At 57.8% G+C, this 21,881-nt stretch carries 20 protein-coding genes; 19 read left to right on the top strand and 1 reads right to left on the bottom strand.

The genetic code is table 11. The annotated features are described in order from the left end of the window. The first annotated feature begins 129 nt into the window (after positions 1-129). The 13 genes from RYC17_RS17625 (at position 130) to RYC17_RS17680 (ending at position 13,209) form a co-directional block, all read left to right on the top strand. Entirely contained in the window at positions 130-1,143 is a 1,014-nt protein-coding gene (locus tag RYC17_RS17625) for a hypothetical protein (RefSeq protein ID WP_063611893.1), read from the top strand. Continuing rightward, entirely contained in the window at positions 1,140-1,694 is a 555-nt protein-coding gene (locus tag RYC17_RS17630) for a hypothetical protein (protein ID WP_044423902.1), read from the top strand. The genes RYC17_RS17625 and RYC17_RS17630 overlap by 4 nt, the downstream gene beginning before the upstream one ends. Positions 1,695-1,811: 117 nt before the next feature. After that, positions 1,812-1,934: a transposase gene (locus tag RYC17_RS27025; protein WP_147467855.1), complete on the top strand. Its 123-nt coding sequence runs from the start codon at positions 1,812-1,814 to the stop codon at positions 1,932-1,934. A gap of 247 nt (positions 1,935-2,181) precedes the next feature. Beyond that, positions 2,182-4,326, top strand: coding sequence for a TonB-dependent receptor (locus tag RYC17_RS17635; protein WP_316903899.1), 2,145 nt, complete (start codon positions 2,182-2,184; stop codon positions 4,324-4,326). Then, complete coding sequence (locus RYC17_RS17640; protein ID WP_058402504.1) at positions 4,326-5,105, top strand: ABC transporter ATP-binding protein; 780 nt, start codon at positions 4,326-4,328, stop codon at positions 5,103-5,105. The genes RYC17_RS17635 and RYC17_RS17640 overlap by 1 nt, the downstream gene beginning before the upstream one ends. A 1-nt stretch (position 5,106) precedes the next feature. Further along, positions 5,107-6,066, top strand: a complete 960-nt coding sequence (locus tag RYC17_RS17645) for an ABC transporter substrate-binding protein (protein ID WP_122259308.1) — start codon at positions 5,107-5,109, stop codon at positions 6,064-6,066. Next, positions 6,063-7,103, top strand: coding sequence for a FecCD family ABC transporter permease (locus RYC17_RS17650; protein ID WP_122259309.1), 1,041 nt, complete (start codon positions 6,063-6,065; stop codon positions 7,101-7,103). Before RYC17_RS17645 ends, RYC17_RS17650 begins: the two co-directional genes overlap by 4 nt. A gap of 177 nt (positions 7,104-7,280) precedes the next feature. Further along, the gene (locus tag RYC17_RS17655; protein ID WP_193601020.1) at positions 7,281-8,609 is read left to right on the top strand and encodes a UDP-glucose dehydrogenase family protein; all 1,329 of its coding nucleotides are present in this window, start codon (positions 7,281-7,283) and stop codon (positions 8,607-8,609) included. After that, positions 8,606-9,601, top strand: coding sequence for an NAD-dependent epimerase (locus RYC17_RS17660; RefSeq protein WP_316903902.1), 996 nt, complete (start codon positions 8,606-8,608; stop codon positions 9,599-9,601). The genes RYC17_RS17655 and RYC17_RS17660 overlap by 4 nt, the downstream gene beginning before the upstream one ends. Before the next feature lie 11 nt (positions 9,602-9,612). Further along, entirely contained in the window at positions 9,613-10,356 is a 744-nt protein-coding gene (locus RYC17_RS17665) for a glycosyltransferase family 2 protein (protein WP_010213812.1), read from the top strand. Then, complete coding sequence (locus RYC17_RS17670) at positions 10,353-10,637, top strand: lipid-A-disaccharide synthase N-terminal domain-containing protein (protein ID WP_010213815.1); 285 nt, start codon at positions 10,353-10,355, stop codon at positions 10,635-10,637. Before RYC17_RS17665 ends, RYC17_RS17670 begins: the two co-directional genes overlap by 4 nt. After that, positions 10,634-12,163 carry an ArnT family glycosyltransferase gene (locus RYC17_RS17675; RefSeq protein ID WP_122259312.1) on the top strand — a complete coding sequence of 510 codons (1,530 nt, stop codon included), beginning with the start codon at positions 10,634-10,636 and terminating at the stop codon, positions 12,161-12,163. The genes RYC17_RS17670 and RYC17_RS17675 overlap by 4 nt, the downstream gene beginning before the upstream one ends. Positions 12,164-12,204: 41 nt before the next feature. Continuing rightward, positions 12,205-13,209, top strand: coding sequence for an SdiA-regulated domain-containing protein (locus RYC17_RS17680; protein WP_122259313.1), 1,005 nt, complete (start codon positions 12,205-12,207; stop codon positions 13,207-13,209). A gap of 54 nt (positions 13,210-13,263) precedes the next feature. Here the strand turns inward: RYC17_RS17680 and RYC17_RS17685 are convergent, their stop codons facing one another. Further along, on the bottom strand, positions 13,264-14,841 hold the full coding sequence (locus RYC17_RS17685; protein WP_122259314.1) for a carbohydrate porin: 1,578 nt from the start codon (positions 14,839-14,841) through the stop codon (positions 13,264-13,266). A gap of 167 nt (positions 14,842-15,008) precedes the next feature. Between RYC17_RS17685 and RYC17_RS17690 the strand changes: the two genes are divergently transcribed. The 6 genes from RYC17_RS17690 (at position 15,009) to RYC17_RS17715 (ending at position 21,850) form a co-directional block, all read left to right on the top strand. Further along, a complete protein-coding gene (locus tag RYC17_RS17690; protein WP_122259315.1) occupies positions 15,009-16,283 on the top strand; it encodes an ABC transporter substrate-binding protein in 1,275 nt (424 codons plus the stop codon). 21 nt (positions 16,284-16,304) lie between these two features. Next, positions 16,305-17,267, top strand: coding sequence for a sugar ABC transporter permease (locus RYC17_RS17695; RefSeq protein ID WP_316903910.1), 963 nt, complete (start codon positions 16,305-16,307; stop codon positions 17,265-17,267). Then, entirely contained in the window at positions 17,264-18,106 is an 843-nt protein-coding gene (locus RYC17_RS17700; RefSeq protein ID WP_122259316.1) for a carbohydrate ABC transporter permease, read from the top strand. The genes RYC17_RS17695 and RYC17_RS17700 overlap by 4 nt, the downstream gene beginning before the upstream one ends. Positions 18,107-18,133: 27 nt before the next feature. After that, positions 18,134-19,279 (top strand): sn-glycerol-3-phosphate ABC transporter ATP-binding protein UgpC, encoded by a 1,146-nt coding sequence (locus RYC17_RS17705; RefSeq protein ID WP_316903912.1) that lies wholly within the window; start codon positions 18,134-18,136, stop codon positions 19,277-19,279. Further along, positions 19,276-20,790, top strand: coding sequence for a glycoside hydrolase family 32 protein (locus RYC17_RS17710; RefSeq protein WP_193601021.1), 1,515 nt, complete (start codon positions 19,276-19,278; stop codon positions 20,788-20,790). Before RYC17_RS17705 ends, RYC17_RS17710 begins: the two co-directional genes overlap by 4 nt. Positions 20,791-20,857: 67 nt before the next feature. Continuing rightward, on the top strand, positions 20,858-21,850 hold the full coding sequence (locus RYC17_RS17715; protein WP_316903914.1) for a LacI family DNA-binding transcriptional regulator: 993 nt from the start codon (positions 20,858-20,860) through the stop codon (positions 21,848-21,850). Positions 21,851-21,881 lie beyond the last annotated feature (31 nt).

Consider the following 21,881-nt stretch of genomic DNA (forward strand, 5'->3'; position numbering starts at 1 on the left):
CTGCGCAGAGAGAGGATGTGACTTGAGCCAGATGACGGCAGGAAATTATTTTTGTAACATTTTTAACAAAGGCACAGTTTGACCAGGATGCTGTCCGAGTTTACATTTGCGAAATTCAGGGAGGACACGATGGGACTGACCAACGAACAGGCTCAAAAGCTCGAGCATGACCTAGACACAAATCATACTGAAATGATTGTGCTGACCCTTCAGGACGCCAATCGCCTGGCGGCAGGCATCAGTTCCCCGCACGAAGGATCCACACAAACGCATTGGCTGTGCCCACGGACTGATAAAGAACTACTGGATGGGGGGTGGGGCTGTACCAAGTCGCTTTACCAGAGCACTGCGCATCAGTGGGTTAATACCAACTGGGTAGTGCCTACCGGAATGGCAGCCCGTGATACATTTAAGTTAGGGCAACTGTGGAAGCGCATCGGAGGCTATAAGACCCGACTTAAATATACAATAGTCAATGGTAAGGAGTACGTTATCATCACGGGCAGGCCAGGACTAAGATCGGTGCTCAAGGGAACACGATATTTAGCTCAAAATGCGAAGCTTATTGAGGTAGGTATAGGTAAATACAGCCTCAATGGCGAGGCCATAAAGGGTTTTAAACTTTCCGCCTATGTCGCGGTAGGAATAGAATTATTTGAGCACTTTCTCTCTGACGAAAGTGTCATGTCTGACCTTTTCGTCGGCGTCGGCGTTGAGTTGGTCAAAGCGGGTATCGCAACGGCTGTCGGCTATGCAGCCGCAGGTATCGCCGGTGTTTTCATAGGATCAGCAATAATACCTGTCGCTATCGGCGTGGCATTTGTTTTCGCCGCCAGTTATTTTTTAAACGTGATAGACAATAACAATGGAATCAAGAGCGGCTTAAAAGAACAGGTACGCCTCTACACTGACTATACAATCAACCACTTAGAAGAGCTCGGTGAAACCCTAAAAAAAATCAATCCTGACAACATAAGAAACTCAATAAGAAGCCTTCCTGACAATCTTATTGATGCCTTGATGAGCGAAGCGGAAAAAGCCGCCAAAGACTGGTTCAAACGCAATGTCACCGATCAAATAATGCCCAACTTACCAGTCCCTGAACTCCCACGCCTAGGACAATTTAGGCTACCTAAGCTATGAAAAAAGTTAAAAGTGCATCCATCGACTCACTCCCCAAATACTTTCGCCTCATCACCGTGTTGGGGCTTTTACTGGCTATCCTGCTACTGGCCAGCGCCGTATATATAATTGTCGACGGCGTGACACCCGTCTATGGACGCCTCTGGAGAAACGCTCCGATCATAGAAGTTCAATATATAGCCTATGCCCTTCTTGCCGCGCCGTTTATTGCGATATTGATGGGATATGCTGCAATAGCGGCATTTACCACGCGAAAGGTTTTTTCTCCAGAACCCGGTACGCGTGCTGCAAAATTTCAAAGTGTAATGTTTAAGCTCTTCTTGAAAACGCTTCTGTATGTATCTCTTCCTCTGCCTATATTAACCACACTGTGGCTCGTATCGACCGGTTACTCGTTATGCAATGATCTGAGACCTTCAGGCTCTGGCTGGCAAACATTCTGGGTAAATAATCAAAATGCCTGCTTCAAACCCGACACTTATATTAATGATCACTGGCCATGTAAAGTGGTCGATGGTAAAAAAATGTGCCTTCAGGCAGATGGTCGCTAGTGTGCTGACTTCGAAATCTGTCAAATGTGGACATAAAAGTCGCCGTGTCCGATCCCTTGCTTTTTTCTGAATCGACACGGTAAACACGTGAAAATCCTTTGCTGAGAGCACAACGGCCTGTGCCTTCGGTTCAAGCACCTTGAGTCGGGGCGTTTCAACGCCTCTCTCGATGAGATGCATGAGGCAATTGCGTTGACGGTCCAGGAACTTAACTGGTTACTGGATAGATTTGATTTCTGACGTAACCGTCCACACAAGGTTTTGACTCTACGATTTTTCGCATGACTTAACTCAAGTCATGGAAGCGATGCCCGAACACCTCCCTGGCGGCCCCGCTCTTCTGAAAGAGATTCTGCATTCGCCAGCGCTATAGATCGAACCGCCCCCACCCCTTGAAGATTAGTAAGCGGGTATGCCGGCCTACAAATGTTATGTTATAACAATTAAAGGTTACCAAACGCAGTCCTCCAAAGCGACCCTTCAATCCATGATCAGCCCTCGTTTCCATTCCCGCCGTGCAGTCACAACGCTCTTCCTGCTGGCCAGCAGCGCAGGTTACGCAAACGCTTCCGAACAGGTCGAGCTTGCCCCATCCACGATTAAGGCTACGGCCCAGTCGCAAGATGGAGAGCATCTAGATTCAGTTACCCATGCCGGTTCTCGCCTGTCATTGACGGCCTTGCAGACCCCGGCCAGCACCAGCTCGCTGAATGGGGACGAGGTGCGCAGTCGCGGTGACGAAAATGTGCAGCAGGCCGTGGCCCGCAGCCCCGGTATCACGGCGATCGGTACACCCGGCGACGGAGGCACGGCGTTGTCCGCGCGTGGTTTCACAGGTCAGGGCTCGGTGATGCAATTGTATGATGGCAGCCGCATGTACAGCGCTATGGGCACCGTCACCATGCCGGTCGATACCTGGGCAATCGACCGCATTGAAGTGCTGCGCGGCCCGGCCTCCGTGCTCTATGGCGAAGGTGCTACCGGGGCAGTGATCAATGTCATCCCCAAGAAGCCTTTTGAAGGCGATATCGAAAACCACCTGCGCCTTGGCTACGGTTCGTACGATAGCCAGCAAACTGCGCTGGACAGCGGCGGCTCGTTAACCGATCAATTGAGCTATCGCTTGAACCTCAATCAGCTGCGCAGCAACGGCTGGATCAATGACGGCGACTCGCAAAGCACGTTCTTCAGCGGTGCCCTGCGCTGGCAGGCCAGCGAAGACCTGTCGTTCACCCTCGCCCATGACGGCGGCAATCAGCGCCCGATGAACTACTTCGGCGTGCCGATGATCAACGGCCGTTATCACGAAGGCTTGCGAGACAAGAACTACAACATCGAGAACGACAAGCAACATTACGATGACCAATGGACGCGGCTGACCACCGACTGGCAGATCTCCGACCGGCTGACTTCATCCAACGAGCTTTACTACCTGACCTCGCACCGACGCTGGCAGAACGCCGAAAACTACAACTGGGACGCTGCCACTCAGCAGCTGTCGCGCAGCGGCTATTTCAGCATCAAGCACAATCAGGAGCAGGTGGGAGATCGACAGACGTTCACCTTCAAACACAGTCTGGGCGGGATGGATAGCCAGAGTGTGCTGGGAATGGACGTCAACCGTATCCGCTTCAAGTTGACCAACAACTCCCCCTACAACGATGTGAATCCGGCGGGAGACCCCATTGATATCGAACATCCCGCACCGGGCAATTTTCAGAGTGCGTCGCCCTATTCGGAGCTGTTCAAAAGCACGACCCGACAACTGTCGGTCTTCGGGGAAAACCGCACGCAACTGAGCGAGCAACTCTCGATAATCACAGGCGTGCGCCGTGACTACGTAGATATCGAGCGCAACGCCCTGCGTGACGACAGCCGCACAGAAAAGGACCTGATCGGCAACAACTGGAAAATCGGACTGGTTTACGCGCTGACGCCGGACAGTTCTGCCTACGCTCAATACTCGACCAGCACCGATGGCGTTGGCAGCCTTGTCTCTCTCAACCCCACACAGCAACAATTCGACCTGGCCACCGCCAGGCAATCGGAGGTAGGTTTCAAACAGTCACTGTGGGACCAGCGCCTGGAGTGGACGCTGGCGGCTTACCATATCGTCAAGAAAAAGCTGCTCACCACCGATGCCGGCAATCCTGACCTCACCCAACAGGTAGGCCAGCAGTCTTCCGACGGGCTTGAGGCCAGCATGAAGCTGCAACTGCCACAGGACTGGGCCCTGACCGCCAACGCGGCCTTCGTTCGTGCACGCTATGACCAATTTGATCAGAGCGTAGCGGGCGTGGCCGTCTCGCGTGACGGCAATACGCCCGTCGATGTGCCAAAGCGCACGGCCAACCTGTGGCTCGACAAACAGCTCGGCAGTGCTGTGCAGATTGGCGCCGGGCTGCGCTACGTCGACAGCCGATACGCCGATATCGCCAACACCCGCGAACTGCCCGCCTACACCGTGGCCGACGCCAGCCTGTCATGGAAAGCACTGCGCAATACCACGCTCGGCTTGCAGGCGCGCAATCTGTTTGATCGGCAATACGCAGCGAGTCAGTACAACGAAGGCCAGCAATGGATTCTGGGTGAACCCCGCTCGCTGTACGTGACTGCGGACCTGAGTTTCTGATGCTCGCGCTAGAGCGTCTCGCGTGGGCACCGGAACAGGCGTCGGTCTGCGCGCACGAACACTTCGCCCTGAAAGATATCGACCTGCAAATCGCTGCCGGCGAGTTTGTCGGCCTGATCGGTCCCAATGGCAGCGGCAAGACCAGCCTGCTGCGTTGTGCATTCCGCTACAGCCGTCCGCACAGCGGCAAGGTCGCGATCAGCGCTCACGATATCTGGTCCCGCAGCCCACGCTGGTGCGCCAGGCACGTAGCAGTGGTTGCCCAGGAGTTTCCCGATGCATTCGGCCTGACACTGCTGGATGTAACGAGCATGGGCCGCGCGCCTCATCAGGGCTTCTTCGCTGCGGACAGCGCCCACGACCGCGCGATTGTGCAGAGTGCTTTGAACGCCGTAGGGCTGGCGGGCTATGAACAGCATCGGTTCGACACATTGTCCGGCGGCGAGAAACAGCGTTGCCTGCTGGCGCGGGCACTGGTGCAAGAACCTCGGTTGATGGTGCTGGACGAGCCGACCAATCACCTCGACCCGCGCCATCAACTGGAACTGCTGGGGCTGGTCAAACAGCTCGGCGTGGCGACACTGGCCAGTATCCATGACCTGAACCTGGCGGCGGCATTCTGTGATCGCCTGTGTGTCATTCATCACGGCCGGCTCATTGCGCAAGGCACGCCCCAGGAAGTGCTGACCCCGGAAATGCTGCTCAACGTATTCGGCGCCAAGGCGCTGGTCGACAGCCACCCTCTGCGTGATTACCCGCGCATTACCTGGATACCCTGAAATGAACGCCCTGCTCACCCGCCTGGCTTTGATCACCTTGTTGTGCAGCCCGATGGTGCAAGCGCAACCCAGCGCCTACCCCGTCACCGTGCAAAGCTGCGACCGCTCGGTGACCTTCACGGCTGCGCCGCAGCGTGCAGTCAGCAATGATGTAAACCTCACCAAAATGATGGTTGCCCTGGGTTTGCAATCACACATGGTGGGCTACAGCGGCATCACCGGCTGGAACAAACCTGATCAGGGCCTGCTGCGCGACCTTGGCAACCTGCCCGAGCTGGCCAGCAAATACCCGTCTCTGGAAACACTGCTCAATGCCAACGCCGACTTCTATTTTGCCGGCTGGAACTATGGCATGCGGGTGGGAGGCGACGTCACGCCGCAGAGCCTGGCCCCATTGGGTATTCAGGCCTATGAGCTGACCGAGTCCTGCGCGCAGATAATGCCGCGCGCTGAAGCAACGCTTGCGGATGTCTACAACGACTTGCTGAACCTGGGCCGGATATTCGACGTACAGGCTCGCGCAGAGACGCTGGTTGCGCAAATGCGCCACAGCGTAAGCAAGGTTCAGGCAAGCGTGGCAGGCAAATCGTCGCCCAGGGTTTTTCTGTATGACAGCGGTGAAGACCGGCCCATGACCGCCGGGCGGCTGGCAATCCCCCAGGCACTGATCAGCGCCGCGGGCGGGCAGAATGTCATGGGCGACGTCGCGGCCAGTTGGACCCACGTCAACTGGGAGTCGGTTGTGCAAAGCAACCCCGAGGTTATCGTGATCGTCGACTACGGCGAAGTCAGCGCCGCGCAGAAACAACACTTCCTTGAAAGCAACCCGGCGCTGCAATCCATCGACGCGATCCGCAACCGACGCTATGTCGTGCTGCCCTACGTGGCGGTGACGCCTGGTATCGATAACGTCACAGCCATCGAGACGCTTGCAGCGGCATTTCATGACGTGACGCGATGACCCTGGCGCAGTGGCTGACCGAGCGTCCTCGCCGGTACACGGGTTTGCTGATCACTCTGACGCTCGTGCTGCTGCTCTCATGCCTGGTGTGCATCACCTTCGGCGCGGCCCCTGTGCCGTTGAACCGGGTGATGGATATCCTGATGTTCAAGCTGTTCGGCGCGAGCGAAAACCCACCCCTCTGGACCGCGGGACAGGAAACCATCGTCTGGCTGATACGCACGCCCCGTGTATTACTGGGCGTGCTGGCAGGCGCGGGACTGGCCCTGATCGGCAGCGTCCTGCAAGCCGCGACGCGCAACCCGCTGGCCGACCCTCACCTGCTGGGAGCGACCTCGGGCGCGACACTCGGCGCAGTTATCGTGGTCATGCATGTAGGGGAAGTGCTTGGCACGCTGACATTGCCACTGGCTGCATTCGTCGGCTCGCTGGTCAGCCTGTGCCTGGTGCTGTGGCTGGCCAGCCACAAAGGCCGCCTGGACAGCCAACGCCTGCTGCTCGGCGGTGTGGCCGTGTCCTTCGTGATGATGGCAATTGCCAACCTGTCGCTGTTTCTGGGCGACCACCGCGCCAGCTCTTCAGTGCTGTTCTGGATGCTCGGCGGGCTGGGGCTGGCGCGCTGGGAGCTGCTTGTTGTGCCACTGATCACGGTTCTGTCTGGCTGGGTTCTTTTGCAAGGGCTGGGTCGTTCCCTGAACGCACTGATGGGCGGCGATCAGACCGCCACAAGCCTTGGTCTGCAAGTACGCAATGTGCGCCTGCTGGTTTTCCTGATCGCCTCACTGATGACCGGCGTACTGGTCGCGCTGTGCGGCTCCATAGGTTTCGTCGGCCTGATGGTGCCGCACATCGCCAGACGTCTGGTGGGCTCGGAGCATCGACGACTGCTGCCCGTCGCCACGCTTCTGGGTGCTTTGTTGATGATCTGGGTGGATGTCATTTCCCGCACGCTTATCGCGCCAGAAGATCTGCCTATCGGTATTGCGACGGCTTTGTTGGGAGGGTTGTTTTTTATTTTCATGATGAAGCGAAGCTAGAGGCTGCCAACTGATCACTTGAAGTATGACCGCCCTTGGCTTTTTCACTACATGACAAACTCATGTCATCGTTTCTTAACACATTTATGACATTTATCTTGCGCTAGTTGTTCAAGACGCGTTCGGGCGCCTGAAACAAACCAGGCTCCTCAATTCATGGAGCAGAAGGAGCAGCACTTGAAAGTGACAGTGTTCGGAACCGGTTATGTGGGGCTTACCCTTGCCGCCTGCCTGGCGGAAGTGGGCCACACCGTATGCTGCATGGATGTCGACAGCAAACGCATTGATGCGCTGCGCGAAGGCATATGTCCTATATTCGAGCCCGGTCTTGGCGAACTTCTCCGCAACGGCCTGGACTGCAAAAGACTAAGTTTCACAACCGATGAAGTGCACGCCAGCCGCTTTGCAGAGTTGGTATTCATCGCAGTTGGCACACCAGCGCAAGCCGACGGCAAAGCAGACCTGAGCCAGGTGTTTGCCGTGCTGCGCTCCGTGCTCAGACACGCTGACGGTGCTCGGATCATTGTCAACAAGTCCACTTCGCCCGTGGGGACAGTTGACCGCCTGCTCGCTGAAATCGCTGCCAGTCCACGACGCGATGACGGCTTTGAAGTGATCAGCAACCCAGAGTTTTTCAAGGAAGGCTGCGCGGTCAGTGATTGCCTGCGTCCGGATCGCATTATCGTCGGCGGGGCCAGCCCGCGAGCGCTGGAGCAGATGCGCGAGTTGTATCAGCCGTTCAGTCGCAACCGCGAGAAGTTTGTGATCATGGATGCCCGTAGCGCGGAACTGGCCAAGTACGCTGCCAACTGCCTGCTGGCGACCAAGATTTCGTTCATCAACGAGATGGCCAACCTGGCCGAACAGGTGGGTGCCGACATAGAACAGGTCCGGCTTGGCATTGGCTCCGACCCTCGCATTGGCTACGACTTCATTTACCCAGGCTGCGGCTTCGGTGGCTCATGCTTTCCCAAGGACTTGCAGGCGCTGATCGGCACAGCCAGCGAGAACGGGGTGGAGACAGCGCTGCTCAATGCTGTCGAACAGGTCAATCGCCGCCAGAAGCACCGTCTGTTTAAAAATATCCACGCTCATTATCACGGCGAACTCAGGGGCAAGGTCTTCGCTGTCTGGGGGCTGGCCTTCAAACCCAATACCGACGATATTCGCGAAGCATCCAGCCATGCCCTGCTTGAAGCACTCTGGGCAGCCGGTGCCAGGGTTCAGGCCCACGACCCGCAGGCGATCGAAGCTATCAGGCATCATTATGGCGAGCGTGATGACCTGCAACTGGTGCAGTGCAAGCAAGATGCTCTGGAAGGTGCTGACGCTCTGGTGGTGGTGACCGAATGGCAGGACTACCGGGTTCTGGATCTGGACCAGCTCGGCGAGAAACTGCGGGATCGAGCGGTTTTCGATGGCCGCAACCTGTTCGACCCGTCGCAATTGCGTGATGCCGGATTTGCCTACTATGGCATTGGTCGTGGCCAGGCGATCCAGCCATGACGGTGCTCGTGACAGGTGCTGCCGGATTCATTGGCTTCCATGTCGCCAAACGTCTGTGCGAGCTCGGTATAGCGGTCGTCGGTATCGACAACCTCAACGACTATTACAGCGTCGAACTTAAACAATCGCGACTGGCCATACTCCAGCGCCTGCCAGGTTTCACGTTCAACAGGCTGGACATCACCGATGCCGAAGGTCTGTCCGCCCTGTTCTCGCGCAATGAATTCGAACAGGTCATCCACCTGGCAGCCCAGGCTGGTGTGCGCTATTCGCTTGAGCAACCGAATGTTTACGCCCAATCCAACCTGGTCGGCTTTATCAACGTGCTCGAGGCCTGTCGGCAGTTCAGGCCAGCGCACCTGATCTACGCGTCGAGCAGCTCGGTCTACGGCGCCAATACGCGCATGCCGTTTCAGGTTGAGGATGCCGTCGACCGGCCGCTGTCCCTGTATGCCGCCACCAAGCGCGCCAATGAACTCACCGCCTACAGCTATTCCCACCTGTACGGCCTGCGCGCCACAGGACTGCGTTTTTTCACTGTCTACGGACCTTGGGGCCGGCCTGACATGGCGCTGTTCAAGTTCACAAAAGCCATGTTGGCCGGGCAGCCTGTGGATATCTACAACCATGGCGAAATGGCCCGAGACTTCACTTACATCGACGATATTGTCGAAAGCATCCTGCGTCTGCGCTTGCTGCCGCCCGACACGGTTGGCAGCGAGCCGCCTCACCAACTCTTCAACATCGGCCGCGGTCAGCCCGTCAAGCTGCTGGAGTTCGTCGATTGCCTGGAGGCCGCGCTAGGCCTGCGCGCCGAGCGACGCTACCTGCCTTTGCAAGCAGGCGACGTATTGAAAACCTGGGCTGACGTCAGTGCGCTGAGCCAATGGATCGACTTTCAACCACAGGTCTCGGTCGACACCGGCGTCAGGGCCTTCGTCGACTGGTATCGGGAGCATTATCAGGCCCGGCTCTGTGTGCCACTTCAATAACAAGGACTTCCATGACCACGCCCACCTTTCTCTCCGTCGTGATACCGGCCAAAAATGAAGCCGATAACCTGCCAAGCCTGATAAAAGAGATTTGCACAGCGCTGGACGGTGAGCGCTACGAGATCCTGGTCGTTGATGACGGCAGCACAGACGACACCTTGAAAGTGCTGACTCACCTCAAGGACAGCGGGCTGACCGTGTTGCGGATCCTGCGCCACGAGCAGTCGCTCGGGCAGAGCACCTCGGTCTATCACGCGGCACTGGCGGCCAACGGCACCTGGCTGGCGACCCTGGACGGTGACGGTCAGAACGACCCTGCGGACATTCCAGGAATGCTGGCGTTGGTACGCGCTCACGAAGCAGGCCCCGGGGCGATCCAGCTGGTGGCAGGGCACCGTGTGAATCGTCGCGATACGGCCAGTAAACGCTGGGCATCGCGATTCGCAAACGGCCTGCGCAGTCGCCTTCTCAAGGACGCTACCCCAGACACCGGTTGCGGTCTGAAACTGATTGAGCGGGCTGCGTTTCTGCGCTTGCCGTACTTCGACCATATGCACCGGTTCATTCCAGCGCTGATTCAGCGGCATAACGGCCGTATGGTCACGCACCCCGTCAACCACCGCCATCGCCAGGCCGGCGTGTCCAAGTACGGCAACTTGGACCGCGCACTGGTGGGCATTCTGGATCTGGTCGGGGTCTGGTGGTTGATCCGCCGCACCCGCCTGGATGTTGAGGCACAGGAACTACGGTCATGAAACCGGACAACGAAACCTTCTGGCTGATCCTCGGCTTTGTCGGGCAGGCCGTCTTTACCGGACGCTTTGTCCTGCAATGGCTGTACAGCGAATTCAAGAAGCGCAGCATCATTCCGGTGGGCTTCTGGTACCTGAGCATGCTGGGCAGCACTATCTTGCTGGCTTACGCCATTTATCGACAGGACCCGGTCTTCATTGCCGGCCAGTCCTTTGGTCTGCTGGTGTACATGCGCAACCTGCAGCTGATCAGCCGACAGGCCAAGACACCCGAGGAGCAATGACGTTGCGAACTCAACTTTCGCCTCGCCTCGAGGGATGGCTACTGGTCGCACTGGCCGTTTTACTGGTCGGTGCCGGCCTGGGCCTGCGTCTACCGCAGAACGTGGACGAAGAACGTTTTCTGGGCGTTGCTCTGGAAATGCTGCAGAACGGCTCGTGGTTCGTCCCGCACAGGGCCGGGGAGATTTATGCCGACAAGCCGCCGCTGTTCATGTGGGCTACCGTATTTTTCATCTGGTTGACGGGCAGCCCGAACATCGCGCTTTACCTGCCCGGGCTGCTCTCGGCAGGCGCGACCACCGCAGTCCTCTACGATCTGGGCAGCCGTCTGTGGAACCGACGTATCGGACGGTACGCCGCCTTGCTGTTCCTGGCGACCTATCAGACCTACAGCATCCTGCGCACCGGACAAATCGATAGCTTCCTGTGCTTATGGATTGCGCTGGGCTTCTATGGGCTGGTTCGCCACTTGTTGCTCGGACCGGCCTGGGGCTGGTTTTATTTCAGCTGTGCGGCCATGGGCCTGGGCATTATCACCAAGGGCGTCGGTTTTGTTCCCGCATTGATGTTGATCCCTTACGCCTATGCCACGCGTAAAGGCTGGTCCGGTGTCGTGGCCATGCCTGGACAGATAGGCCGCTGGGCGCTGGGTCTACTGGCGTTATTACTTGCATGCTGCCTGTGGCTGGTGCCGATGGTTATCTCGGTCGTGCGTGATGGCGGGCCGGAAGGCTTCGCCTATGTGCAGGAAATACTCTTGCACCAGACGGCTAATCGCTACGCCAGCGCCTGGGACCATCGCGAGCCATTCTGGTATTTCTTCGTCAAAGTCATCCCCCAGTATTGGCTGCCATTGGTGCTGGTGCTGCCCTGGCTGATCCCGGCATGGCGCCGACAACTGAGCAAGCGGGATGGCCGGGTTCTGGTACTGCTCGGCTGGGTCTTGCTGGTGCTGTTGTTCTTCAGCCTCTCCAGTGGCAAACGCAAGATCTACATCTTTCCGGCGCTGCCCGGTCTGGTACTGGTCGCTGCCCCCTTGCTGCCCTGGTTGTTGAAACGCTGGTTCCACGACCGCGTCAGGGCTGGGCGACTGGTACCCGCAGTGGTGGTTGTGTGGCTCGGCCTGTGGTTCGCCAGAGGGTTCATCGAACCCGTCATAGAGGGAGAAAATCCACACAAGAGCCTGATGGAACAAGCCGCCAGCGTCACCCAGGGAGCCGACCTGGTACTGGTCAACTGGCGAGAGGGCCACTGGCTGTATGCACGCCAACCCATTGTGCATTTCGGCTTTGCCAAGCCGTCGGCAATCGAACAGTCCGCCCGTTGGCTACGAGAACATCCCGGCACCTTTGCTCTGGTCCCGGGTGAACAATTGGCCAATTGCTTCTTGTTGGAAAAAGCCCGGCCGCTGGGTCAGACCTCCAGAGCTGACTGGTTCATCGTCGATGCCGATGCCGACAACGGCCTGTGTAAACCGGAACCGCTCATGAAAGCCTATCGCTTCGCCTGGCAGCAGAATGTTGATTAATCACCCGCCCAGCCGCCCGACACGCGGGAGTGCCTGAAGCCATGCAGTTGGAAACGATCAAGGCAAAGCGGCTGACGTGGTCGAATGTCGCTCGAAGGCAGGTATCACTCGCACAGATAGTGCTGAGTGCAGGTGCTCTGGGGGTTCTGCTGCTGGCTTACGCCGTGTCGGCACACTTTCAGGTCCACCAACAGCTGTACCACTACGGTCGCATCTGGTTGAAGGGCAATACGGCAGCCGAAAAGAATATCTGGTTGCCGGATTTCCATGTGGTTATCGACGCCAAACCACTTGCCCCGGACGTCGCCAATATCTCCGGGATAACCTACGACTACGACAATGATCGACTGCTGGCAGTGACCAACAAAGGCCCCATGCAACTGCTGGCGCTGGACGCGAACGGCGACATAATCGCTCGTTACCCATTGATCGGTTTCGACGACACAGAAGGCGTGGCTTATCTGGGTAACGGTCGCATCGTGCTGTGCGATGAAGATCTTCAGCAACTGGACATCATCACGTTGCCGACGCAAGCACGCCCAATCCACGTCGAGGAAGCCCAGTTCATTGCGCTACTGATCAACCCAAGCAACCAGAACAAGGGATTCGAGGGCGTGACCTATGATCCTGCCAACGACCGCCTGTTCGCGATCAAGGAACGCGATCCGCGCCAGATGTTCGAGGTTTCCGGAGTTCTGCGCTCCATCGATCAGGGCCGTTTGCAGATCAAAATTGCCGACCGGCTGGACTGGATCACGAAAAGTGTCGCTGCACGCGACCTTTCAGACGGTTACTACGATCCGCGAACCGGTCATTTACTGCTGCTCAGCGATCAGTCACGCTCGATCACAGAACTGGACGGTAAAGGGCGTTTCGTCAGCATTCGATCACTGCTGGGTACATTTTCCGACCTCCAGAACAGCGCTCCCCAACCTGAAGGCCTGACCATGGATCGCGACGGCAACCTGTACGTCGTGAGTGAGCCAAATCTGTTTTACAAGTTCTCAAAAGTGCCGAAACAACCCGTTGAAGAAATCAGGCCCTGAGCGCAGCGATGAGTTGAGAGCCTGAATTTTCACTGGCACTTCTGAAATACCTCACTAAAACCAGGTTTCCATCTGGATGCCGAACTGCCAGACACCACCGGAGTTGAAATCACTTTTGCCGAAGTTGCCGGTCGTGCTGTAGCGGTCCAGATCCGAAGACCAGTTCATGAGGCTTGCGAACACTCGCAATTCGGGACGCGTTAGCAGGTCACCCATGTCCGGCTTGAAGGTCGGCGCAACCGTGAACTTCCAGAAGTTGCCGTCGACTGCGTTGCGTTGCAGGTAGCCTTTGGGGTCAAGGTCCATGGTTTGCCAACTCAGCTCGTAGGCCATCTCGAAGTTACTGTTGATCTCGTTGGCCAGGCGCATGTTCAGCGTGAGCCAGCGGTAATCATCGCCTTTGACGTAGCGGTCTTTGCTCTGCTCGGCCAGCAAGCTCGGGCCGATGCGCCATCCCGGCGCGATAGGTGTCTCGCCGTACATGGCCAGACGCACCGCGCGGGCGTCGTCGATCAGTTCGCCATCCGCGCCAATGTCCTTGACCTGAGCCCCCAGGCCCTGCCCATAGAGCAACGCCGTCTTGAAGAAGCCTTCCCTGCCGAAAAAGTCTTTCTGGTGATTGGCCAACATGGTGTGCAGGCCTGAATCTGCGGGCGCAAAACCCGCTTGATTAGTGCGCGTACCGACGTCGTTTTTCTTTGCGCCAATGGCGTTGAACATCCACTGCCACTGACCATTGGCGAAGAATTGGTTGGAGGTCAGGATGTAGCTTTCCACATCGGCATCGACGCCGCCCTCACTGAAATCTCCGTAGTTACGTCCAATCAGGGAATAGTTCGAGCGCCAGTCCTTGTTCATCTGCACATCGTAGATACCGCCACCGGTACCGGCCAGAAAGACCACGTCCGAGTCCAGCCAGTGGATATCGAAATTATCCCTGTCGAAGCGCTTGCCGGCCCACAGCGTGGCGTTCTCGAACACCGAATTACCCTTGAAGGCGGCAATGTGGTCGAGTTCGGTAAATACCTGACGTACGTTCAGGCTGCTTTCGGTGGCCGTCCAGTCGTTATAGCTTTCAACGCCGTCGGCGATGGAGACGGTGAATTTGGAACGCGTGCCGTTCTGCGCGTAGATTTCTTTCGACAGATCGAAGCGCATGTAGGTGTCGTCTTCGTTACCCAGGCGCCCGACCGCACCACCGACTGAACCTGCGGGGGTTGTATAAGGCCCACCGCGACCGCCGCCCAAACCGTCGTTGATCAATAGACCGGAGCGAGCGTAGCCCTTGAAGCTGAACCCGTCGGTGAGGTGTCCGGCACTGCCTGGCTTCTCCATGCTTTGCTGGCGGGCTTCGAGTTTTGCCACGCGATCATCCAGAGCCGGCTGTGAACTGGCCGCAACGGTGGACGCAGAAGTGGGTGCGGCAGGCTGCGCAACGGGGGTCGAGAGTTTGAGTTGCTGAAGCTCCCTGGCGAGCGCCTGGGTTTGCTGTTCGGCTGCGGCTGCACGTTTTTCCGCAGCGCTGGCACGGGCTTCGAATGCGGCCATCCGCTCTTCCAGAGTCGCGGCCTGAGAGACGGTTGTCGAGGTGCCGAGTACCCCTGCGAGTAGCCATCTTGATGCGTTCTGCATGTGGACTTCCTGTTTTGTTTTTATTGTTTTCGTGACGTTGGCCGAGCCTTTTTCCTTCAGCACAAAATTGTGCAAATCGGAGAAAAAAGGGTGCCACATCGAAAATACGCTGTTACATTGACGATGTTAACGTTAACTTTTATAAAAACAAAAATAAAGAGGGCTCTATGAAACAGCTGAAATCTCTTCTTCCCGCCGCGCTGCTCACCCTGTCTGCCGGGTTTTCTGCGCTGTCGAACGCAGCCGATCTGACGATCTCGTGCGGGGCCGTCGGCGCTGAATTGCAACTGTGCAAGGAGGCAGTCGATAGCTGGTCAAAACAGACCGGCAACAACGTTCAGGTGGTTTCCACGCCTAACTCTGCAACCGAGCGCCTGTCGTTCTACCAGCAGATCCTCAGCGCCAAGTCCACCGACATCGACATCATCCAGATCGACATGGTGTGGCCGGGTATGCTCGCCACGCACCTGACGGACCTGCGCGAGCTGCTTCCAGCGAATGCCACACAAGGCTATTTCCAGGCACAGGTGGACAACGCCACCGTCGACGGCCGGCTGGTGACAATGCCCTGGTTCACCGACTCGGGGCTGCTGTACTACCGCAAGGATTTGCTCGAAAAATACCAAAAGCCCATCCCCCAGACCTGGGAGGACATGACCGCTACCGCCAGGCAGGTGCAACAGGCCGAGCGCGATGCGGGCAACGCCAATATGTGGGGCTATGTGTTCCAGGGGCGCGCCTATGAAGGCCTGACGTGCAACGCCCTGGAATGGATCAGCAGCCAGCCGGACGGCGGACTGATCAGCCCACGAGGAGACATCGTGGTGAACAGCCAGGCCTCAAGAGCCGCATTGACCCTGGCAAAAAGCTGGGTCGGCGACATCTCCCCGCGCGGCGTGCTCAATTACACCGAGGAAGAAGGGCGCGGTGTATTCCAGTCGGGTAACGCGCTGTTCATGCGTAACTGGCCTTACGTCTGGGCCTTGGTGCAAAGCAAGGACAGCGCGGTAAAAGACAAGGTTGGCGTCGCTCCCCTGCCGCGTGGCGGTGCGAACGGTACTCATGCTTCCACGCTCGGAGGCTGGGGCCTGGCGGTATCGCGATACAGCAGCAACCCCAAGCTTGCCGCAGAACTGGTGGCCTACCTGACCAGTGCCCAACAGCAAAAACAGCGTGCCCTGGCAGGCGCTTACAACCCGGTTATCGAGTCGCTTTATACCGACCCCGAGTTGCTCGCGGCGATGCCTTACTACACCCAGTTGCACGGCATCCTCAGCAATGGGGTCATGCGCCCTGCCGCCATCACCGCCAGCGGCTACCCGCGTGTCTCCAACGTGTTCTTTGATCGAGTGCATAGCGTGCTGGCGGGCGATTTGCCGGTCGATCAGGCACTGGTCGACCTGGAACGCGACCTGACGCGCATCAAACGCCGGAACTGGTAAGCCACATGTAAGGAGATCAACATGCCTTCCTCTTCTATCGACTTTCCCGGTGACGACGTCCTCATTACCCGGGAAACGCCTGTGCAACGTCGCAGGTTGCGTGCCGCCTGGCTGTTTCTGACGCCGATGCTGGTGTGCCTGACGCTGGTGGCGGCCTGGCCGTTACTTCGCACTTTCTGGTTCAGCCTTACCGACGCCGATCTGTCGGACACTGAAGGCGGCTCATTCATTGGCCTGAGCAATTATCTGCTCTACGACGGCAACCTCTGGTCTGGCGTGCTGGTCGATCCGCAATGGTGGAACGCGGTGCGCAACACCTTGCATTTCACAGTGGTGTCGGTAGGGCTGGAAATGGTCCTGGGCCTGTTGGTGGCGTTGCTGTTGAACGTCAAATTCACTGGCCGCGCGCTGGTCCGTGCGTTGATCCTGATCCCCTGGGCGATTCCGACTATTGTCTCGGCGAAGATCTGGTCATGGATGCTCAATGACCAGTTCGGCATCATCAACCACATGATGCTGAGCCTGGGCCTGATCGACGCGCCGCTGGCCTGGACGGCAGATGCGGATCTGTCGATGTGGGCAGTGATCATTGTCGACGTCTGGAAGACCGTACCCTTCGTCACCCTGCTGATGCTCGCGGCGCTGCAGATGCTGCCAAGCGATTGCTACGAAGCCGCCAGGGTTGACGGCCTTCATCCGCTGCGGGTGTTCTGGCGTGTCACGTTGCCGTTGCTGATGCCGGCCTTGTTGGTCGCGGCGATCTTTCGCATCCTCGACTCACTACGGGTGTTCGACGTCATCTATGTGCTGACCTCTAATTCCTCGAGCACCATGAGCATGTCGGTCTATGCCCGCCAGCATTTGGTGGAATTCCAGGACGTAGGCTACGGCAGCGCCGCCTCGACCCTGCTGTTTCTGGTCGTGGCAGTGATTGCCATGCTTTATCTGTACCTCGGCCGTCGCCAACTGGAGGTGCGTTCATGAACCTGCGCCAACTGAAGAAAGCACTGCTACGTGTGGGTTTCTGGTGCCTGATCGGGATCTTGCTGCTCTACGCGATCTTCCCTTTCTACTACGCCATCGTGACATCGCTGAAGCCTTCCAGTGCCTTGTTCGAGGCTAGCTACTGGATTGCCAAACCCGACTTCTCCAATTACGCGGCAGTTCTCAGCCAGCCGTCATTCCTGCAGGCCATCGCCAACTCGCTGGTGGTTGCGCTGAGTGTCGTGATGCTGGCGCTGTTTCTCGGTCTGACCGCGTCCTATGCCTTGGGCAGGGTCAAGTTCCGTGGGCGCGGCACGGTCCTGATGATGGTTCTCGGCGTCTCCATGTTTCCTCAGGTCGCGGTGCTGTCGGGGCTGTTTGAAGTCATCCGCGCGCTGGGTCTCTATAACACCTCATGGGCGTTGATCCTCAGCTACACGATTTTCACCCTGCCCTTCACCGTCTGGGTGCTGACCACGTTCATGGGGCAACTGCCGCATGAACTGGAGGAAGCGGCAATCATGGATGGTGCCTCGCCTTGGGTCACGCTCACCCGTGTGCTGTTGCCACTGCTGTCGCCCGCGCTGGTCACCACCGGCCTGCTGGCCTTTATTGCCGCGTGGAACGAATTTCTGTTTGCCCTGACCTTCACCCTGACAGATGCCCAACGAACGGTCCCGGTCGCCATCGCCCTGATTTCAGGTGGCAGCTCTCACGAATTGCCTTGGGGTCTGTTGATGGCGGCGTCGGTACTGGTGACCGTCCCCTTGGTGATTCTGGTGCTGATCTTCCAGCGCCGCATCGTTTCCGGCCTCACTGCAGGCGCGTTGAAAGGTTGATGCACACAACTGACGAGGAACAGCATCATGATGAAATTGAAGCTAGCCAACATCAACAAGCAATTGGGCGGCACACGTATTCTGCGCGACGTCAGCCTGGAGATCTCTGCAGGTGAGTTCGTTGTGTTCGTTGGCCCTTCGGGCTGCGGAAAGTCGACTCTGCTGCGCTTGATTGCCGGACTGGACTCGATCTGTGGTGGCGACCTGCTGATCGACGGACGCCGGGTCAATGACCTGGAACCGCGCGAGCGTGGCGTCGGCATGGTCTTTCAGTCTTACGCTTTGTATCCGCACATGAGCGTCTACGACAACATCAGTTTCGGTCTCAAGCTGGCCAAGACTGAAAAAGGCAGCCTGCGCGAACGCGTGCTGAAAACCGCACAGATCCTGCAACTGGAAAAACTGTTGCAACGCAAACCCAGAGAGCTGTCCGGTGGGCAGCGCCAGCGTGTTGCAATGGGCAGAGCCATGGCGCGGGAACCGGACATTTTGTTGTTCGATGAACCGCTCTCCAACCTCGATGCCTCGTTGCGGGTGCAGATGCGCAACGAAATCGCCCATCTCCACAAACGGCTGGGCTCGACCATGATTTACGTCACTCACGATCAGGTAGAGGCCATGACCCTGGCTGACAAAATTGTCGTCCTCAACGGCGGTCAGGTCGAACAGGTTGGCTCACCACGCGAACTCTACGAGCGCCCCGCCAGCCACTTCGTCGCCGGTTTTCTGGGCTCGCCGAGAATGAATTTTCTGTCAGTACGCTTGCACGCACCAAGCCGCAACAGCCTGGTCGATATCCCGGCACTGGGCATGACATCCCTGCCCTTCGACAGCTCGAGCCTTGCCGAAGACGCGCAATTGACCCTGGGTGTCCGTCCGGAACACATATCTCTAAGTGCGGCGAACAGTGGCACTGGCGTCACCGTGAGCGGTGTCGAATACCTGGGCAGCGAGGTCTACGTGCACCTCGCTACAGACGAGAACGAACCCTTGATCTGCCGGTGCGAAGCAAAAGCCGGATGGCAGGTGGGCGACCGGGTCGCGCTGCATTTCGATACCGAAAATCTGCACGTGTTCGACGCCGATGGCCTGGCCTTGAAACGCCACTCTGACGCCGACCAACACCTGGCCCACGGCACCACGCCGCACTTCGTACAAGCGGGTTCCCTATGAGTTTTTCTGTGAATGCCATGAACGGTCCAATGTCCACCGCCCTTGAGCGCGCGCACAATGCATTGAGGGATAGCCTGGCGCAGGTAATCCACGATTATCGACCCGGTTATCACCTGGCCCCGCCTGCGGGCTGGATGAACGACCCTAACGGGGTGGTGTACTTTCGCGGCGAATACCACGTGTTTTATCAGCACCACCCCTTCGATGCGAAATGGGGCCCGATGTACTGGGGCCACGCCAAGAGTGCTGATCTGGTCCATTGGCAGCACCTGCCCATTGCATTGGCACCGGGCGATGACTGCGACCGGGACGGTTGTTTTTCCGGCAGCGCAGTGGTGTGTGGCGACACACTGGCACTGATCTACACCGGGCACACCTGGCTGGGTGAGGTAGGCGACGAGCTTATGATCCGTCAGGTGCAGTGCCTGGCCACCAGTCTGGACGGCATCAACTTCGTCAAACACGGCGCCGTCATCGACAGCCCGCCGCAAGACACGATCATTCATTTCCGTGACCCGAAGGTCTGGCAGCAAGATGACCACTGGTACCTGATTGCTGGCGCGCGCCTGGGCGACAAGCCGCTGCTGCCGTTGTACCGGTCTGCGGACCTGCACGCCTGGGAATTCGTGAGCTATGTATCCAGTGGCAACGAAGGCGATGGTTATATGTGGGAATGCCCAGACCTGTTTCGCCTTGATGGACGCGATGTACTGCTTTACTCCCCGCAAGGCATGCCAGCCCAGGGCTACGAGCGACTGAACAAGTTTCATACCGGCTACCGAGTGGGCCAAATCGACAGCCAATGGCAGTTCAGCGGTGGGCCCTTTATCGAACTGGATAACGGCCATGACTTCTATGCTGCGCAGACCCTTGTGGCTGCCGATGGCAGACGTCTGGTGTGGGCGTGGCTCGATATGTGGGAAAGCCCGACCCCCACTGCAACCCATCACTGGCGCGGAATGCTCGGCCTGCCACGCGAACTCGAATTGCGTGGCGATCGCCTTTGCGTACACCCCGCTCGCGAACTGACAGCGTTGCGCAACGCGTCATTGCCAGGCACTCCATGGTGGAGCGAAGCGGGCACCCAGTGGCTGACCGACGTACACGGCGATCTGCTCGAAATCCACGTGCACCTGGACCTGCTCGACTGCATCGAAGGTCAACTGGGAGTGGCGTTGCGTTGCAGTTCAGATGGCAAGGAGCAAACTCTGCTTTACTACGATGCATCGCTAAAACGTTTGATACTGGACCGCGATCAGTCGGGCACCCACGTCAGCGGTCAACGCAGCGTAGCAATAGACCCACAACAGGAGCGGCTTGAGTTGCGAGTCTTCCTGGATCGCTCATCCATTGAGGTATTCGATCAAAACGGCCGCTTCAGCTTCAGTAGCCGCCTTTATCCACAGACCGACAGCCTGGGGGTCAAGCTTATTGCCAACGGAACCGGAGGCCGGGTGCGTATTGCCAACGCCTGGGAACTCTCCTCGGGATACTTACAGGTAAATCATTGAAGTCGCGAAAAAAATCAGGCCTCTGTAGCATGATAATTATCAGTCAACCTGACAGGCCCCGCCTTGCATGACCTCAGTTAAAGACGTTGCACGATTGGCCGGTGTGTCCCTGATGACGGTATCTCGGGCACTCAATAATCCGGAAAAACTGAGCCCCGAGACGTATCAGCGAGTCCGTAGCGCGATTGACGAGCTTCAATTCGTACCCAGCCTGTCAGCGCGCAGGATTCGCGGCGACAACTTGCAGACACGAACCATCGGAGTGTTTGCGCTGGACACCGCGACAACGCCGTTCGCGGTCGAACTGCTGCTGTCCATCGAGCAGACCGCACAGCAAGCAGGCTGGAACGTATTTATCCTCAACCTGCTAAGCAACCCGCCCACCGACCAGAACGTCGACCTGATGCTGTCCCACCGACCTGACGGGTTGATCTTCAGCGCCATGGGGTTGCGCGAAGTAACTATTCCCCAGCGCTTGAAAAGCAAACCGCTGGTGCTCGCCAACTGCGTAGCCGATGACAGCAGCCTCGTCAGTTATGTGCCGGACGACGAAACAGGGCAGTACCGCGCCTTGCACTACGCGTTCAGCCAGGGCTACCGATGTCCGTTGTTTATCAATCTGCCAAAAAAGAGCCTGGCCTGGAAAATTCGCCAGGCGGGTATGCAGCGTGCCTGCCAGGCATTCGGCCTGGCTACCGGCGAACTCTTGCAGTACGACCTCTCCGAGCACGACGCCTATGGGGAAACCGCAGCCATCCTCGAACGGCACATGATTGATGGCCGTCCGCAGTTCGATATTCTGATCTGCGGCAATGACCGCATAGCCTTTTGTGCCTATCAATTGCTGCTGGGTCGTGGCCTGAAAATCCCCGGTGATGTCGCCGTGCTGGGCTATGACAATATGATCGGCATCTCCGAACTGTTCATCCCTGCGCTGACCACCGTGCAACTGCCGTATTACGAGATCGGTCGCAATGCCGCCCGGTACTTGATCGATGGCCTCGAAGTCTCGGGTGCCCAGCCGGTAGATTGCCCGCTTGTGGTGAGGGAATCGTTATGAAATGAAGGGCTTGTGTGGGCTGGATCGCGCC

The organism is Pseudomonas syringae group sp. J248-6 (genome assembly GCF_032586995.1).
GTDB lineage: Bacteria > Pseudomonadota > Gammaproteobacteria > Pseudomonadales > Pseudomonadaceae > Aquipseudomonas > Aquipseudomonas amygdali.

Coding starts and splice junctions, on each gene's coding strand:
- RYC17_RS17705 (WP_316903912.1), top strand. CDS start 18,134: ATGATGAAATTGAAGCTAGCCAACATCAACAAGCAATTGGGCGGCACA.
- RYC17_RS17670 (WP_010213815.1), top strand. CDS start 10,353: ATGAAACCGGACAACGAAACCTTCTGGCTGATCCTCGGCTTTGTCGGG.
- RYC17_RS17675 (WP_122259312.1), top strand. CDS start 10,634: ATGACGTTGCGAACTCAACTTTCGCCTCGCCTCGAGGGATGGCTACTG.
- RYC17_RS17625 (WP_063611893.1), top strand. CDS start 130: ATGGGACTGACCAACGAACAGGCTCAAAAGCTCGAGCATGACCTAGAC.
- RYC17_RS17660 (WP_316903902.1), top strand. CDS start 8,606: ATGACGGTGCTCGTGACAGGTGCTGCCGGATTCATTGGCTTCCATGTC.
- RYC17_RS17680 (WP_122259313.1), top strand. CDS start 12,205: ATGCAGTTGGAAACGATCAAGGCAAAGCGGCTGACGTGGTCGAATGTC.
- RYC17_RS17640 (WP_058402504.1), top strand. CDS start 4,326: ATGCTCGCGCTAGAGCGTCTCGCGTGGGCACCGGAACAGGCGTCGGTC.
- RYC17_RS17650 (WP_122259309.1), top strand. CDS start 6,063: ATGACCCTGGCGCAGTGGCTGACCGAGCGTCCTCGCCGGTACACGGGT.
- RYC17_RS17695 (WP_316903910.1), top strand. CDS start 16,305: ATGCCTTCCTCTTCTATCGACTTTCCCGGTGACGACGTCCTCATTACC.
- RYC17_RS17690 (WP_122259315.1), top strand. CDS start 15,009: ATGAAACAGCTGAAATCTCTTCTTCCCGCCGCGCTGCTCACCCTGTCT.
- RYC17_RS17700 (WP_122259316.1), top strand. CDS start 17,264: ATGAACCTGCGCCAACTGAAGAAAGCACTGCTACGTGTGGGTTTCTGG.
- RYC17_RS17710 (WP_193601021.1), top strand. CDS start 19,276: ATGAGTTTTTCTGTGAATGCCATGAACGGTCCAATGTCCACCGCCCTT.
- RYC17_RS17630 (WP_044423902.1), top strand. CDS start 1,140: ATGAAAAAAGTTAAAAGTGCATCCATCGACTCACTCCCCAAATACTTT.
- RYC17_RS17665 (WP_010213812.1), top strand. CDS start 9,613: ATGACCACGCCCACCTTTCTCTCCGTCGTGATACCGGCCAAAAATGAA.
- RYC17_RS17645 (WP_122259308.1), top strand. CDS start 5,107: ATGAACGCCCTGCTCACCCGCCTGGCTTTGATCACCTTGTTGTGCAGC.
- RYC17_RS17635 (WP_316903899.1), top strand. CDS start 2,182: ATGATCAGCCCTCGTTTCCATTCCCGCCGTGCAGTCACAACGCTCTTC.
- RYC17_RS17685 (WP_122259314.1), bottom strand. CDS start 14,841: ATGCAGAACGCATCAAGATGGCTACTCGCAGGGGTACTCGGCACCTCG.
- RYC17_RS17715 (WP_316903914.1), top strand. CDS start 20,858: ATGACCTCAGTTAAAGACGTTGCACGATTGGCCGGTGTGTCCCTGATG.